The organism is Paraburkholderia sp. NMBU_R16 (assembly GCF_013282575.1).
In the GTDB taxonomy this organism is placed as follows: Bacteria; Pseudomonadota; Gammaproteobacteria; order Burkholderiales; family Burkholderiaceae; genus Trinickia.
The window spans coordinates 1-13,662 of record NZ_JAAAYE010000042.1; the positions used below are offsets into that span (position 1 = coordinate 1).

18 protein-coding genes, 1 tRNA gene and 1 pseudogene are annotated in these 13,662 nt (G+C 61.6%); 14 read left to right on the plus strand and 6 right to left on the minus strand.

Annotation, left to right across the window (positions count from 1 at the left end):
* The 4 genes from GWC77_RS29165 to GWC77_RS19845 all read left to right on the plus strand — a co-directional run.
* Positions 1–271, plus strand: a 271-nt coding sequence (locus tag GWC77_RS29165; protein ID WP_217283347.1) for a hypothetical protein, incomplete at its 5' end; no start/stop codon positions are given.
* Between the two features lie 50 nt (positions 272–321).
* Positions 322–2,565 (plus strand): carbohydrate-binding protein, encoded by a 2,244-nt coding sequence (locus tag GWC77_RS19835; protein WP_173259860.1) that lies wholly within the window; start codon positions 322–324, stop codon positions 2,563–2,565.
* Between the two features lie 179 nt (positions 2,566–2,744).
* Positions 2,745–3,176, plus strand: a complete 432-nt coding sequence (locus GWC77_RS19840) for an STM2901 family protein (RefSeq protein ID WP_173259861.1) — start codon at positions 2,745–2,747, stop codon at positions 3,174–3,176.
* Positions 3,176–3,541, plus strand: coding sequence for a DUF1493 family protein (locus GWC77_RS19845; protein WP_173259862.1), 366 nt, complete (start codon positions 3,176–3,178; stop codon positions 3,539–3,541). The genes GWC77_RS19840 and GWC77_RS19845 overlap by 1 nt, the downstream gene beginning before the upstream one ends.
* Positions 3,542–3,659: 118 nt before the next feature.
* Here GWC77_RS19845 and GWC77_RS19850 read toward each other — a convergent pair whose 3' ends face one another.
* Positions 3,660–3,965, minus strand: coding sequence for a panthothenate synthetase (locus tag GWC77_RS19850; protein WP_173259863.1), 306 nt, complete (start codon positions 3,963–3,965; stop codon positions 3,660–3,662).
* A gap of 99 nt (positions 3,966–4,064) precedes the next feature.
* On the opposite strand from GWC77_RS19850, the pseudogene GWC77_RS19855 reads away from it, so the two are divergent.
* A pseudogene (locus tag GWC77_RS19855) lies at positions 4,065–4,219 on the plus strand (transcriptional regulator); the annotation flags it as partial.
* Between the two features lie 4 nt (positions 4,220–4,223).
* On the opposite strand, the gene GWC77_RS19860 reads toward GWC77_RS19855, so the two are convergent.
* The gene (locus tag GWC77_RS19860; protein ID WP_173259864.1) at positions 4,224–4,448 is read right to left on the minus strand and encodes a hypothetical protein; all 225 of its coding nucleotides are present in this window, start codon (positions 4,446–4,448) and stop codon (positions 4,224–4,226) included.
* Between the two features lie 183 nt (positions 4,449–4,631).
* Here GWC77_RS19860 and GWC77_RS19865 point away from each other — a divergent pair, with 183 nt between their 5' ends.
* The 4 genes from GWC77_RS19865 (at position 4,632) to GWC77_RS19880 (ending at position 6,702) form a co-directional block, all read left to right on the plus strand.
* Entirely contained in the window at positions 4,632–5,063 is a 432-nt protein-coding gene (locus GWC77_RS19865; RefSeq protein ID WP_173259865.1) for an STM2901 family protein, read from the plus strand.
* The gene (locus GWC77_RS19870; RefSeq protein ID WP_173259866.1) at positions 5,060–5,419 is read left to right on the plus strand and encodes a DUF1493 family protein; all 360 of its coding nucleotides are present in this window, start codon (positions 5,060–5,062) and stop codon (positions 5,417–5,419) included. Before GWC77_RS19865 ends, GWC77_RS19870 begins: the two co-directional genes overlap by 4 nt.
* A 639-nt stretch (positions 5,420–6,058) precedes the next feature.
* On the plus strand, positions 6,059–6,301 hold the full coding sequence (locus GWC77_RS29675) for a hypothetical protein (RefSeq protein ID WP_254367056.1): 243 nt from the start codon (positions 6,059–6,061) through the stop codon (positions 6,299–6,301).
* Between the two features lie 326 nt (positions 6,302–6,627).
* Positions 6,628–6,702, plus strand: a tRNA-Gly gene (locus GWC77_RS19880).
* 93 nt (positions 6,703–6,795) lie between these two features.
* On the opposite strand, the gene GWC77_RS19885 is transcribed toward GWC77_RS19880, so the two are convergent.
* Positions 6,796–8,544 carry a PQQ-binding-like beta-propeller repeat protein gene (locus GWC77_RS19885; protein WP_173259867.1) on the minus strand — a complete coding sequence of 583 codons (1,749 nt, stop codon included), beginning with the start codon at positions 8,542–8,544 and terminating at the stop codon, positions 6,796–6,798.
* 254 nt (positions 8,545–8,798) lie between these two features.
* Between GWC77_RS19885 and GWC77_RS19890 the strand changes: the two genes are divergently transcribed.
* Positions 8,799–9,020, plus strand: a complete 222-nt coding sequence (locus GWC77_RS19890) for a hypothetical protein (protein WP_173259868.1) — start codon at positions 8,799–8,801, stop codon at positions 9,018–9,020.
* Positions 9,021–9,130: 110 nt separating this feature from the next.
* On the plus strand, positions 9,131–9,910 hold the full coding sequence (trmB, locus tag GWC77_RS19895) for a tRNA (guanosine(46)-N7)-methyltransferase TrmB (protein WP_173259869.1): 780 nt from the start codon (positions 9,131–9,133) through the stop codon (positions 9,908–9,910).
* 33 nt (positions 9,911–9,943) lie between these two features.
* Here trmB and GWC77_RS19900 read toward each other — a convergent pair whose 3' ends face one another.
* From GWC77_RS19900 to GWC77_RS19910, 3 genes are read right to left on the minus strand one after another with little or no spacing between them, the layout of a single operon-like run.
* A complete protein-coding gene (locus tag GWC77_RS19900; RefSeq protein ID WP_173259870.1) occupies positions 9,944–10,780 on the minus strand; it encodes an undecaprenyl-diphosphate phosphatase in 837 nt (278 codons plus the stop codon).
* A 29-nt stretch (positions 10,781–10,809) separates the two neighbouring features.
* Positions 10,810–11,403: a DUF1439 domain-containing protein gene (locus tag GWC77_RS19905; protein WP_173259871.1), complete on the minus strand. Its 594-nt coding sequence runs from the start codon at positions 11,401–11,403 to the stop codon at positions 10,810–10,812.
* Positions 11,400–11,726 (minus strand): YkgJ family cysteine cluster protein, encoded by a 327-nt coding sequence (locus GWC77_RS19910; protein WP_173259872.1) that lies wholly within the window; start codon positions 11,724–11,726, stop codon positions 11,400–11,402. The genes GWC77_RS19905 and GWC77_RS19910 overlap by 4 nt, the downstream gene beginning before the upstream one ends.
* A gap of 192 nt (positions 11,727–11,918) precedes the next feature.
* On the opposite strand from GWC77_RS19910, the gene GWC77_RS19915 reads away from it, so the two are divergent.
* The 3 genes from GWC77_RS19915 (at position 11,919) to GWC77_RS19925 (ending at position 13,350) form a co-directional block, all read left to right on the plus strand.
* On the plus strand, positions 11,919–12,176 hold the full coding sequence (locus GWC77_RS19915; protein WP_173259911.1) for a hypothetical protein: 258 nt from the start codon (positions 11,919–11,921) through the stop codon (positions 12,174–12,176).
* Positions 12,177–12,304: 128 nt separating this feature from the next.
* Positions 12,305–12,958: a protein-L-isoaspartate O-methyltransferase gene (locus tag GWC77_RS19920; RefSeq protein WP_173259873.1), complete on the plus strand. Its 654-nt coding sequence runs from the start codon at positions 12,305–12,307 to the stop codon at positions 12,956–12,958.
* 68 nt (positions 12,959–13,026) lie between these two features.
* Positions 13,027–13,350, plus strand: coding sequence for a rhodanese-like domain-containing protein (locus tag GWC77_RS19925; RefSeq protein ID WP_173259874.1), 324 nt, complete (start codon positions 13,027–13,029; stop codon positions 13,348–13,350).
* The last annotated feature ends 312 nt before the right edge of the window (positions 13,351–13,662 follow it).

Below are 13,662 nucleotides of genomic sequence, written 5' to 3' on the forward strand. Positions count from 1 at the left end.
ATGCAACATGCGCCGAGCGTCAATCAACAAACGCTTGTCAGCGTCAATCAACATCGGCATCATCAACCTCGCCGCGACATTCTCATCTTGTTTGTCGCGCGTCTCTCATCCAGATTGTCGCGCCACAAGGCGCGCCATAGCGCCTGCCGGCGATGCCACCGCTCCAAGATGGAGCTATGCCAGCTTCGATGCCAGCGCCGCAGAATTAAGGATATTCCTACGCCGTTTTCCGGATGGTCGCACTGGTCACGCGTGCGCGCAGCAGCGATAAACGAGCTGCATTGCACCCATGAATCAGACCGTCAACCGGAGAATCTCTCAATGGTCCGAACGCTACATCGCGTCGTCTCGAAGGGGCTTGTTTGCGGCGCGCTGGCCGCCCTCTTCCTGGCACCCTGCGTGAACATCTATGCGCAGACATCAACACCGTCGTATACGTGGAGCAATGTCAAAATCGTCGCGGGCGGATATGTGGACGGCATCGTCGCCCATCCCGCGCAGCAAGGGCTCTTCTACGCTCGTACGGATATCGGCGGTGCATACCGCTATGACGCCGGGAAAGCAATCTGGACTCCGCTCAACGATTGGACTTCGCCGTCGAACAACCAATGGATGGGAATCGAGAGCCTCGCCATCGACCCCAACAACCCGAAGATGCTTTACCTGGTCGCCGGGCTTTATACCCAGCAATGGTGGGATGGTAACGGCGCAGTGCTCGTGTCGTCCGATCAAGGGGCGACCTTTACGGCTCATCCGCTCAGCTTCCGCGTCGGCGGCAATGACGATGGGCGCCAGGTAGGCGAGCGGCTCCAGGTCGATCCGAACCTGGGATCGACGCTGCTGTACGGTACGTTCAACGATGCGTCGCAAGCAGCGACCAATGGTCTTTGGAAAAGCGTCGACAGCGGTTCGACATGGAACCGCGTAAGCGGATTTACCGCGCTGTCGAACGATGGCACAGGCGCCGGTGTGGCATTCGTTGCGTTCTATAAACCGTCCGGCACTGCAGGTTCACGCACGCAGACCATTTTCGTCGGCGTGTCGACGAGCGGTGCAGCCGCGGCAGGCGCCACGCTGTATAAGAGCGTCGATGGCGGCAATAGTTGGACGCCCGTAGCGGGCGGACCGACAGGACTCATGCCGCAGCGCGGGCTCATCGGAGCGGACGGCAACCTTTATGTCACCTATGGCGATGCCATCGGCCCGAACGGCATGAAAGCAGGCGCCGTATGGAAATATGGCATCGCTTCGAACCTTTGGCAAAACATTACGCCGCCGGATCCGTATCATTACCCCTCAGGCTTTAGCGGGCTCGCGCTCGATCCTTCGAATCCGGGCACGCTGATGGTCGCAACGATGGACCACTGGTGGCCGCAAGACACGATGTACCGCAGTACGAACGGCGGAACGAGTTGGACCGACGTCGGCGCCTTGGCAACGCGCAATGCGAGCCTGGCACCCTGGATGACGCCGCAGGGCCAATCGCAGCCGACTTTCGGTAACTGGGCCCAGGCCGTCATCGATCCGTTCGATTCGGCGCATTCGTTCTATACGTTCGGTGGCGGTATCTGGGTCACGTCGAACCTCACGGCGGCGGATCGCGGCCAGGCCACGAACTGGACCGTGGGCTCGATCGGCATCGAGGAAACGGCTGTCCTCGCATTGCTTTCGCCCACTTCGGGCGTGCCGCTGATCAGCGGGCTGGGCGATGTCTGCGGGTTCGTGCATACGAGCCTGACGGCGGCACCGACTGCTCAATTCTCGAATCCGAGCTGCGGTAACACGAACGGGCTCGATTACGCGAAGAATATGCCGTCGACGATCGTCCGCGTCGGCTCTTATGCTCCATCCGGCTCGGCGTTCGGCGCCGTTTCGCACGATGGCGGGTCGACGTGGACACCCTTCGCCAGTCAGGCGGGCTCCGTGAAAGGCGGCGGCTCGGTGGCGATTTCGGCGGACGCAAGCACGATCGTATGGGCGCCCTCCGATGTCGCGCCAGCCTACTCGAACGACAACGGTACGACGTGGACGTCGCTTACGGGCAAGCTTCCGACGGGCGTGCAAGTGCTGTCGGACAGCTATAACGCCAGCTTGATGTACGCATGGAACGCGGCGACGGGCGCCTTCTACGTGAGTAGCGACAAAGGCGCGAACTGGCTCGCACCTGGCAACCTGGGGCTGCCGACCAGCGGCAGAATGTCCACGGTCCCCGGGGTCGGAGGCGAGCTTTGGCTGGCAACCTCGACGGGGCTGTACAAGAGCACAACGTCGGGCTGGAGTTGGTCGCGCTTCGGCTCGGCCAGCATCAGCTCGGCGAACTCCGTGGGTTTCGGAAAAGCGGCACAGGGTAAATGGTATCCAGCGATGTACCTGGCGGGGACCGTCAATGGCGTAACCGGGCTTTTCCGATCGACCGATAGCGGAACGACTTGGGTCCAAATCAACGACGCGCAGCATCAATGGGGCGGGTATAGCTTCGTCGTTGGCGATCCCAAGGTGTTCGGTACCGTCTACGTCGCGCCGGCCAGCGGCCGCGGCATTATCTACGGCACGTCGGCAAATTAGCGGCGAACTCTGTTGGGTGTGGGCGATCTGGCAACCCCGGCATCACCGCCATCGCCCGATTCATCAGATAGGTCGACCGCCATTCCAGGTTTTTGATACGATCCAGCCGACGAACAGGCGACGTTTCGTCCACTGTCCGTAGGCTTGTATCCGAGCAAAAAAATAAACATGAGGGCCGCATGAGCAACACGTATAGCTACGGATCGCACAGAGATCTGGAGCCGACCGAGCTTTTCTTATTCATCGCCGTTGAACAGACCTGCGAGCAACTCGGGATCGACGACGTGGAATACGTCATCCTGATTTTTTCCGGTCTGCCGATTTTGCCAACCCGGGCTAAGCCGTCAGGAGCGACGAAGGGAACCTCTGTCGCCTCTGTTATGTCTCGCTCGTTGTTCCGCTACGAGCTGAAAAGGAAGGTCTTGCCGACCTTCACGCTCAACAGTATAAAGCGGCTTCGCTGGATTTTGACTCACAAACTAAGCACGTTCGTCGGTCGAACGCTGCCGGGCGTGGGTTGGGTTCTGTTAGCAAACGACGTTGCCCAGATCGGGTATCACACCGTCATTCGATTCAACCGCATTGTCTCCCCTGAGGATAGGGTGTTTTAATGGGAAACCATACTTGGGAAGACCTTGAGTCGTTCGTCAGAAAGGAAGCGTGCGTATCGCCGAAAAAGGCTATCACCCCTGAATCGACGATCGAATACGATTTGGGCCAACAGGGTGACGACGCTGACGAGTTTATGCAGCACTTCTTTGAATCCTTCCATTTGGATAGAGGTGACTATGATTTTCATCGCTACTTTCTGATGGAAGGCGAAGGGATCCTATATCACGTGATGATGAAGCTACTGCGAAAGCCGCACTCGCTTAAGCGAGAAACGCTGACCGTCGGCATGCTTCATCGGGCACTGATCGATGGCAGATGGGACTCCAAAGCGCTGTCTCAACGGCAGCTTCACGGAGGCACCTAGAATTCAGCGGAACGGCGGGTTTCCGAGCTCAATCGGCCATCATCCGAGCAGGTCGACCGAAGCGGGCGGCAGCACGGCATGGAACAGTTAGCGTCGCTCGCACGCCGTGCCGCGCTCCCTATTTCCATTTCGAGCCAAGCGTTTCGAGTCCAGCTTTCTTGAGGTCATCCGCCACCATCACCACGCGAAACTCGCAGTCGGCATTGAACGTCAGAAACCATGGCTCCGCGAATTTTGGAATCTGCGACGGCTCCTCGAGGTTCACGACGAGAATTGCTCCGCGTGTTCCGTTCTGCTCGGTAAAGTAGGCAGCTTCCGGTTTCATCTCTGCGAGAATCCGCTCGATTAGTTCTCCGATGGAGCCATCGCGCACAAAAGCGTTGAACGGCTCGTGAGGTATTCGTATGTTAAGAAGCATGCGCATAACCTTCCTCCTTGATCGTGTCCGAAAGGACTCTTCAAGAATAGGAGTTCGTCACGTGATTGGCCGTGGCGATTCAACAAACAAGCAACGAGCCATCGGGGGCTTTCACATGCGTTGGTGTCGGCGGGATCGAGCGCGGTCTACGAAACATCGCTCTCTACAACATCTGTGTCCTCGCCGAAACGCTGAACGTCGAGCCGAGCGAGATGCTGGTGTTCCCTTCCACGCCGGCGAAAAAGCACCGTCAGAAGTAACGACTCAGGGGTCACGATCGGTGTACTCGGCCCATGCTGACGTAGTCAATGCCACCGCATTTTCGCAGAACTCGTATCCCGGCACGTCTTCGAGGAACATCAACAGTTTGTCGGCGAATGATTCCCGGGAGAGATTGCCGCCGAAGACTTCGCGAATCGCAGCGGCCAGTTCACGAGTCTGCTCGATGGTCAGCGGCGAGAAACTGGCGGGGTATTGGGTGTCGTCCATGCGCCGACTATCCCGGCTATCCTGCGATCGTAACAACGAGGGCATCCCACTCGACGTAGCGGCGGTATGAGGCACGGCGGCTGGGCTAGCCGACGCGCTTACACGGAGTAGCCCAGCCTGTCTATTCTCAGACGAATCAAGTTCTGATACGTTCTCGCCCTGATTGACTCCGAGGACCAAAACGTGTCGAACAACACCTACGCATACGGCATACACACTGACCTTACGCCGCAGCAATTGTTCTTTCTCGTTATGCTCGACGAGGCCGCAAAGCACTTCGGCGTTGACGAACTGACCGGGCTGGCACTGCTGATCATCGGCTGGCCTTTCCTTCCCACGAGGCGCAAGCCGAAGGGTGCGACGATCGGCACATCGATAGCATCACGGGTGGCTCGCAGGCACCTCGACTTCAAGATTGAGAAGGACATCCTGCCGACGCTAACGCTCGGCAGCGTCCGGCGCCTCAAAATTCTTTGGACGCGCAACATCGGTGTTTTCGTCGGTCGCACCATCCCGATCATCGGCGAAGTCATCCTCGCCTACGACGTGTCGGTAATCAGCTATCGCAGCGCCGTTCATTACAACCAACTCGTGAAGCCCGAGGACCGCCTATGAGCAATTCGCTGCTGCTCGAAGAAGTCGAATCGTTCGTGCGCAAGGAGCGCGGCTTGTCGAAAAGCAAGGTCATCACGACGGCAACGACGCTTGAAGACGACCTCGGCATCACTGGCATCGAAGGTGAAATGTTCATGGAAGCCTTCTTTGCCCGCTTCAAGGTCGACGAAGGCGATTTTTCGTCGGGGCGCTACTTCATGGACGAGGGGTCCGGCTTTCTGCTCATGCTCGTCACAGCGCTGTCGCGAAAGCGGCGAAAGGCGCTCGATCGTATTCCTATCACGGTCGGCATGCTCGTCACAGCCGCCCGCCTTGGGAAATGGGATTCCGCCAAGGTCGAGAACGGTCACTTGTGACGAACCATCGGGAAGGCGACGGGCTGTTACAGCATTGGACGATCAAGCTGGACGCGGCGGCCTACGAAGTGGCCGAAGCGAAGGTTCGCAGGGACGCTACTATGAACTGCACCGATCTAGTCAAAGCGACAGACTGGGTTTGCGCTCCAGTGGGGTGCAACACCCTACATGTTCATGCCCCTATTTCACTGGGAAATGACGGCCAGCTTGCCAGCTTTTATGTGATGGAAGATGCGCCAGGCCACTTCTATTTGACGGATGGCCATAGCACAATCCTGCATGCGATTGACCATGGCGCTAAGCCATCGCCTACTCGACTAGAGAAGGTTGCGTCGATTCCCGGCGCGAGATTCGCGACCCTGAGCAAGGATGGTGAAATCACTGCGGCCGGTCCAGCAGCAGACCTCAGGTTCGCATTATGGGATGCTTTGCGACTCGCGGTTGCCATTTCCGACAACGAGGTGAACTGGCTCCCCAAGACCCGGCACGAACGGTTTGCGGCGCAAGTGGGCCCGCACTCTTCGCGCGAAGCTGCCGCCTGGGTCCGTGCTGAGCAAACCTCGCCTTGCAGGGGTCAGTGGGCATCAGATAGAGTTTCCCCTTGGCGTAGTTCTCCCCAACGACGGAGGCATACGCGTAGTGCAGCCAATCGGCGTATCTGACGATAGGCGTGTTGATTGGGGCTATATCTATCAGAGCTACGGCAAGCTTGCCGATCTGAAAAAAGCTACGGCGCAGGCGGTCCACAATCGAGTTGTCGTTATGGAGCAAGGGGCCTCGGCGGATGAATTTGGTCGAGCAGCAACCGTTCTTTCGGAGGCGGCGAGAGTGGTTTCGTACCAAGACGATAAGGAGTTTGCGGACCTTCTGATGGCTGCGTAGCCGACCCTGAAGGCGCAGCCGCGCGCGTGCTTTTAATGGGTGCTCGGATCGTGTCTCAGCCCGCCGCGCGCGGGCTTTTTTCACATCTGTGCTCGACAGTTCGAGCAGCCGCCGCGCTTGTGTGAGAATGGGCGAGGTCCGCCGTCTCCTTCAAAGCCGACGCCTGAGCGTCCGCCTCAGAGCTAGGGCGAGCGGCCGCAACTAGCCGCATTCGGACCGACTAGCGATGCCACTGCCGCGCCATCCAGCCATGCCAATTCCGATGCCAGCGGACCGAAAAACCCCACTCCCCAACCCACCGAAAACCCTGTAGAATCTCGGTCTCCGCGGGCGTCGTATAATGGCTATTACCCTAGCTTCCCAAGCTAGAGACGTGGGTTCGATTCCCATCGCCCGCTCCAGCATCTCTTCTTCCTGCTAAGACTTTCGCGCAATGTGATCTGCGCGCAGTTCCCGGATTACTCCCACCCTTGGTGCCTATCGATAGGCACCGCCTAATGCAGCAACCCGAACACAGCAACGCCATCCGTCGCACCCACATACACCTTGCCCAGCGCAATCATCGGCGTGATGAACTTGTTGCCACGCCCCCATTGATCGCGCGTCCCGGCCTGATTGCTGTTGTAAAGTTCGTTGCCGAGGTTGCCCGCGTCGTACGCATGCAGTACGCCCGTACTGCCGTTTTCCGCGGCCCATACGATGCCGTTCGTCGCACCGTTGGCCGAGATCGCCGGCGTCGTGCCCGGATAGGGAAAAGTCGTCGGACTCCTCGAAGCCGCGGTCGATGCGAGCAGTGCATTCGTGATCGGCAAGGCCTTGAGATTGTCGTTGAGCCCGCCGTAGTACACCACACCGTTGTAGTACGCCGGCGAGCCCCAGATGCCACCGCCCAGCGTGCCCGTCAACTCCTGCCAGATGTGGTCCCCCGCAGCGTCGAACTTGCCCATCGCATCGCGATCGACGACATAGATCTTGTTGTTCTTGCCCGCAGCGACAGCCAGATGCTTGACGGTGCCGTCCGCCGCCACCTCGTCGGGCAGCAGCAAGGGTCCGCCTGAACCGAAATCGTCGTCGGCATTCGATTCGGCTACGGTATTCGACATCGCGAAGTAATCGGTGACGGCGAGCGACGCAGCCGACAGCTTCATGAAGGCATTGCCGAAATCGCCGCCGCTCGGCATGCCCTGCGCATTGAGCGTCGTATCGAACGTGCCGTTGCCATCGACGACGAAAATCGACGTACCGTCGGAAGCCATCCCGGAGCCCGCCATCCACACGGATCCGGCGCTACCGTTCGGCGCGATGTTGAGCACGCCCGTTTGCTGCAGCGTACTGGCGCTGTAGGACATGATCCAGCCCGTATAAGGGCCGTTCATGCAGTGGGAAGTCCATCCGGTGTAAATCTTGTCGCCGACGAGCGTCAGCGCGGCACGTTCGGTATGCAGCGACGGATCGAACCGCAGCACGCCGTTCGAGCCTTCGCTTCCGTTGCCGGGAACGCTCGCGCCGATCTCGTTGGGGCCGCCCAGCACTTCTGTACCCGTCGACAAATCGAGTGCATGCAGTCGATGGTGGTAGCCGCCGCTTGCATCCCGCGTCATTGCGACGGCATAGAGCACGCCGTTCGAGCCGCGGTTGCGGTCGATCACCGGTGTAGCGGTGATACCGATTTCCGGCGTGAAGTCCTGACACCCATGGTCGTCGCTCGGCGTTTCCCCGTTGCCCACAAGCGAGACATGCCATAGGAGTGCCAACGTGTCGGCATCGTAGGCGTAGACGCTATCGTGCTCGGTCGCGACATAGACGACGTTGTGCGCAGCCCCGCCGATCGACTGATTCGTGACGAAGAGAGGTTGCGCATCCACTTTGCCATCGGCCGCCAGGAAACCCACTTTGCCGAACGTCGCAGCGCGCACGTTGGCCGGCGTCAGCGTCGTCTCGGCCAGCATCTCGCCCGTACGGGCTAGGTCATTGTGGTGCATCAGTACGTCGGTGGCGAAGGCCATGCCGCCACCGCCACCCGGGCTGCCGCTACCCGTTCCGCCGCCCGCGCCAGTTCCGCCGCCGGCCCCGGTTCCACCGCCACCCGCGCCGCCTCCGAGCGCCGCCATCTCGCTGCTACCGGAGCCACCTCCACCGCAAGACACACAGATGCCCGCGGTCAAAAGCCATATTCCCAGACGTCTCGCGCGTTGGGCCAGCAGGCGCCGCCTTTCGTCGCGCTCGGGCTGCAGAGCTCGCATGCCAATCTCCGTTCCCGGCGAACGCCAGACGATCGCAAAAACGTCGGCCGGCGCATCGTCAGAGGCTTCGATGGTACGAAGCCGCAAAAAGCGTAGCGCGACATTGCAGCGCATTCGTCCGCCATCGTTGCCCGTTTGCGTGCCCCTTTTTTCGCCACGCCCTGAATTTTTTCGTTGACCGGCTGTCGATGCATCGTCACGCGTTTCGGGCGACAATCGATGCCCGACTCATTCCCTCCCTCCGATTGAAGTCGATGGAACGGTATTTCGTATCTCGCACCAGCGCCGTCGCGTTGCTCGTCGATGCCCGGCGGGCCATCGCTCAGCAGCGCGAAGATAAATTCGCGCACGATGCGTCGCATTACGAACGGTTGCTCGGCGAGGTCGAACGTCTGTTGCTCGACGTCCGCGTTGGGCGCGTGCTCGAATTCGATCTCGAGTTTCCGTCACGGGTCCACGTCATCGTCGCAGACTGACACTGGCGTCGCGCCGGCCAGCATTGCGCCCGCCCCGCTCTCGTCTACAATCTCGCGCACGTTGCGTCCGCGTCAGGTCGCAACCCGCCTTCCAATCGACCGTTTTAAAAATGACTCACGATTCCGACGATGACGCCGGCGCGCCTGGCGACGCCCCCCACGCGCGCGCTGCGCACGATGCCGCGAGCGAAACATCCGACCCCGCGACGGCCAAGCCGCACTTGCGGCGAATTCGCAGCTTCGTCACACGCGCCGGCCGCGTCTCCACGGGCCAACGCCGCGCGCTCGACGAACTCGGGCCCCGCTTCGTCGTGCCCTACACGGCCGAGCCCGCCGATTGGAACGCGATATTCGGCCGCGAGGCCCCGCGCGTGCTCGAAATCGGCTTCGGGATGGGCGCGACGACCGCGGAGATCGCGGCACGGCGCCCCGGCGACGATTTCATCGGTGTCGAGGTGCACGAGCCCGGCGTAGGCGCGCTGCTCAAGTTGATCGACGAGCAAGGGCTCACGAATATCCGCATCGTTCAGCACGATGCAGTCGAGGTGATCGAGCATATGCTGGCGCCCGCATCGCTCGACGGCGTCCATATCTTCTTCCCCGACCCGTGGCACAAGGCACGCCACCATAAACGCCGCTTGATCCAGCCGCCGTTCGTGGCACAGTTGGCTTCGCGGCTGAAGCCGGGCGCCTATCTGCATTGCGCGACGGACTGGCAGAACTATGCGGAACAAATGCTCGAAGTGTTGAGCGCGGAGCCTTCGCTCGGCAATACCGCCCAGGACTATGCACCGCGGCCCGAATACCGCCCCGTGACGAAATTCGAGCGCCGCGGGCTGCGCCTTGGGCACGGCGTATGGGATCTCGTATTCAAAAAGCGCGCAGGGTAACGCGCTGGCGCGTCGATGCCGCTGCGCGGATTCTCACGCGCGCCAGTCGAGTTCGCCGCTGTAACCGATGACGAGCACGAGCATCCCGAACGCGATGCGGTACCAGGCGAATACGGTGAAATCGTGCGTGGCGAGATAGCGCAACAGCCAGCGCACGCACACGAATGCGCTGACGAACGCGGCCACGGTCCCGACCGTCAGCACGCTGCCCGTGCCCACGAGCGCGCCGTGGCCATGCTTGACGAGCTCGTAGAGCGTTGCGCCGACGATGATGGGAATGGCGAGGAAAAACGAAAACTCCGTTGCCACGCGCCGTTCGACGCCGAGAAGCATGGCGCCGATGATCGTCGAGCCCGAGCGCGAGACGCCGGGAATCAATGCGCAGCACTGCGCGCAGCCGACTTTGAACGCATCGAGCGGCCGCAATTCATCGAGCGAGCCGATCGAGGCGCCTGTCTCGCCGCGCGAACGCTCGCGCGCCTGCGCCCATAGAATGACGATTCCACCCATCACGAGCGCGAATGCAACGGGCACCGGCGCAAACAGGGCCCGCTTGATCTGCGCCTCGAAGAGCATGCCGAGCAGGACGGCGGGTATCGTCGCGATGACGACATTGATGGCGAAGCGCCGCGCGCTGGCATCGGTCAAGAGGCCCGCGACGACGCCCGCGATGCGCCGCCGATACTCCCAGCACACCGCCAGGATGGCGCCGAACTGGATGACGACGAGGAACGTCTTGGCGCCGCTGCCGTTGAAATCGAGCAGATTGCCGGCCAGGATCAAATGGCCGGTGCTCGACACCGGCAGGAATTCGGTGATGCCCTCGACGACGCCGAGAACCACCGCCTTCGCGATCAGTATCCAATCCATCGAGCCTCCGGAGGGCACCGCGCGCCGAGCTATTTCTCGACGATCTGAACGCGTATGCCGTTTGTAAGGATCGTGATTGTACCGGGTTCGAAGGTGGCGCCGGCAAATTGAAGCTCTTCGGGTTTGAACGTGTAGATCGGATAGCCGTCCAGCCACTGTGCGGCGGCGAGCGCGCCGGCGGCTTCGATCTGCTGCCGGTAGGCCCGTGCCTCGCCGGCGACATCGACATGATCGACGCTCGGCGAACGCAGCACGACAGCATGTTGCGCGCCGTCGTACTCGAGCCGACTCGACAGCGTCAGCGCGCCGTCCACCGGGTCTTGCAGGAACGGGCTGGCGACATGCGCATCGACGGTGATCATCACGCGGTTCGCCTCCGGCGCGAGGCCGACCACCGGATTCGTCAATGCCAGATCGAATAGCTGCGATACGTCGCGGTGGTAGGGAAACTTGCGTGCGACCGCGGCCTGCACCTGCCGCTGCGAGAATGTGTAGTGATCGGGGATGAAAGGAAACGTGCGGCTCGCGCAGGCCGAGAAAGGCGCGGCAAACGCGGCCGCGGCGCCGAGCGTCACAACCGTCCGCACGAATTTTCGTCGGTGCGAACGAACGACATCCGTCATGCAGCTTCTCCGTATTCAGATGATTGGGGGGCCGGCGCATCCGTGGCCGGCCTCGTCAGTTCCTCGAGCCGGAATAGCCAGGCGAGCGCCTCGTTGCGCGAGGTGCCGCACATCTGCGCTTCCGGCTGCAGTCCCACGCAGCATGCCGGACGCTCGGGGCGGCCAAAGATCGCGCAACGATTGTCGTCGTCGAGCTGAACACAGCGTACGCCAGCCGGCTTGCCCTGCGGCATGCCCGGAATCGGGCTCGTGATCGATGGCGCGATGCAGCAGGCGCCACAGCCAGGGCGGCAGGCATGCGCCTCGCCGGTTGGAGGCGTCATCGATACATCGGTTGCCACAGCGTGAATCCTCGGTACAAATGATGAAATCGGTTCGCCACAATCGGCGTCCCGGTGCGATATCTCAAGCGGCATTGTGCCTGCGTTCGCGCCCAGATGCCCGAAGCCGCCGCGGTGCAGCCGACCTTGGTACAGTGGATGTTTTGCGGCATTCAGCTCGACGAGAACCGAATCATGCGCGGCACGAAGGCAATCTACGCAGTCGAACGACTCAAAACACGCAGCGGCAACAGCGCCTACGCCGCCCTGAGCCTGCCCGGCGGCGTTTTCCGCCTCGTGGATCGCTCGGGCGGCGCCGAGCGCACCGTCGGCGAGCCGATGCCGCTCGATGCGTTCGTCGCGTTCGTCGATTCGCTGTCCCCCGCGCAGCCGAAAAAACAAAGCAAGCTCGACGCAGCCTTCGACGCCCAGATCAAGCGCAGCCGGCGCTGAGCCTCCCGGCCGAGCCGCCGCCACGGCCGGCGTGCCCCGCCCGGCGCCGATCGGCGGTTTGGTACAATCCCGCAGTTTCTCTCATTCAAGCTGTCGAACCGCTTTCGTCTCAAGCCCGTCAAGCCGCCATGAACATCGAGCAAGCCCGTTTCAACATGATCGAGCAGCAAATCCGCCCCTGGGACGTGTTGGACCAGGATGTGCTGAATCTGCTCGCGATCGTCAAACGCGAAAACTTCGTCCCCGCCGCCTATCGCGAACTCGCCTTCGCGGACCTCGAACTGCCGCTGCCCGAGGGCCAGCACATGTTCGCGCCGCGCGTCGAGGCGCGCGTGCTGCAGGAGCTGGCCGTCAAAAAGCACGAGAGCGTGCTCGAAATCGGCGCGGGCTCGGGCTATATGGCGGCATTGCTCGCGCATCGTGCCCGCCACGTCCTGACGATCGACATCAAGCCCGAACTCGCCGAACTGGCTAAGCACAATCTCGCCGCGAACGGCGTGTTGAACGCCCAGGTCGAAACCGGTGACGGCGCTCGCGGCTGGATCGGCGCGGCGCCCTACGATGTCATCTGTGTCTCTGGAGGACTGCCGGTGCTGCCGCAGGAAATGCTCGAGCAGTTGAAGGTCGGCGGCCGCCTCGCCGCCTTCGTCGGTGTCGCACCGGTCATGAAAGCCCAGATCATCACGCGCATCGACGAGAAACAATTTCGCGTGGTGGATGTCTTCGAAACGTACGTCGAGCCGCTCATCAACGCCGTCGAGCCGCCGCGCTTCAAGTTCTGACCCAGACAAAGGCCGCAATCCTTGCCGGGGGCGGCACTGCCGCCCCGCCTACCCGACCGAGTGCCCCGATGCAAAACGTGACCGCCCCCGACCTCGCCCAATGGCTGGCTGACGATGCGCGCCCCTCGCCCGTGCTGCTCGACGTGCGCGAGCCGTGGGAACTCGCCACGGCCGCCATCGGCGGCGCCGTCTCGATTCCGATGCGCGAGATTCCCGCCCGCAGCGAAGAGCTCGACGACGAAACGCCGATCGTCTGCATTTGCCATCACGGCGCTCGCAGCGCGAATGTGGCGATGTTCCTCGAATCGCGCGGCTTCAAGCAGGTGTTCAACCTGCAAGGCGGCATCGACGCCTGGTCGCGCCAGGTCGATCCGGCCGTGCCGACTTACTGAGTACGCCGAAGCAAGCCTTTCGAAGTTCGATCGATAAACGCCGGCCGCCGCGCCGGCGTTTTGTCTTTCAGCGAGCTACACACTTCACCATCTTCACTCACGCCGCGCCTCATCTCTGCGCGCGAGGCACCGCGACGATGCGCGCGCACCCGGTTCGCGCACCAATTTCGCGCCTTCCCGCCCCTGACCTGCTTGTCCTGTTAGCGCCAAGGCTGTGCGTGCGCGCCGTTTTCGTCGCTGGCACACAGCTTGCGATGGTCGGCGGGCCGAAGACGCAGCACCTCTTCGGCCGCTTATTTAGCAGTCCTATCC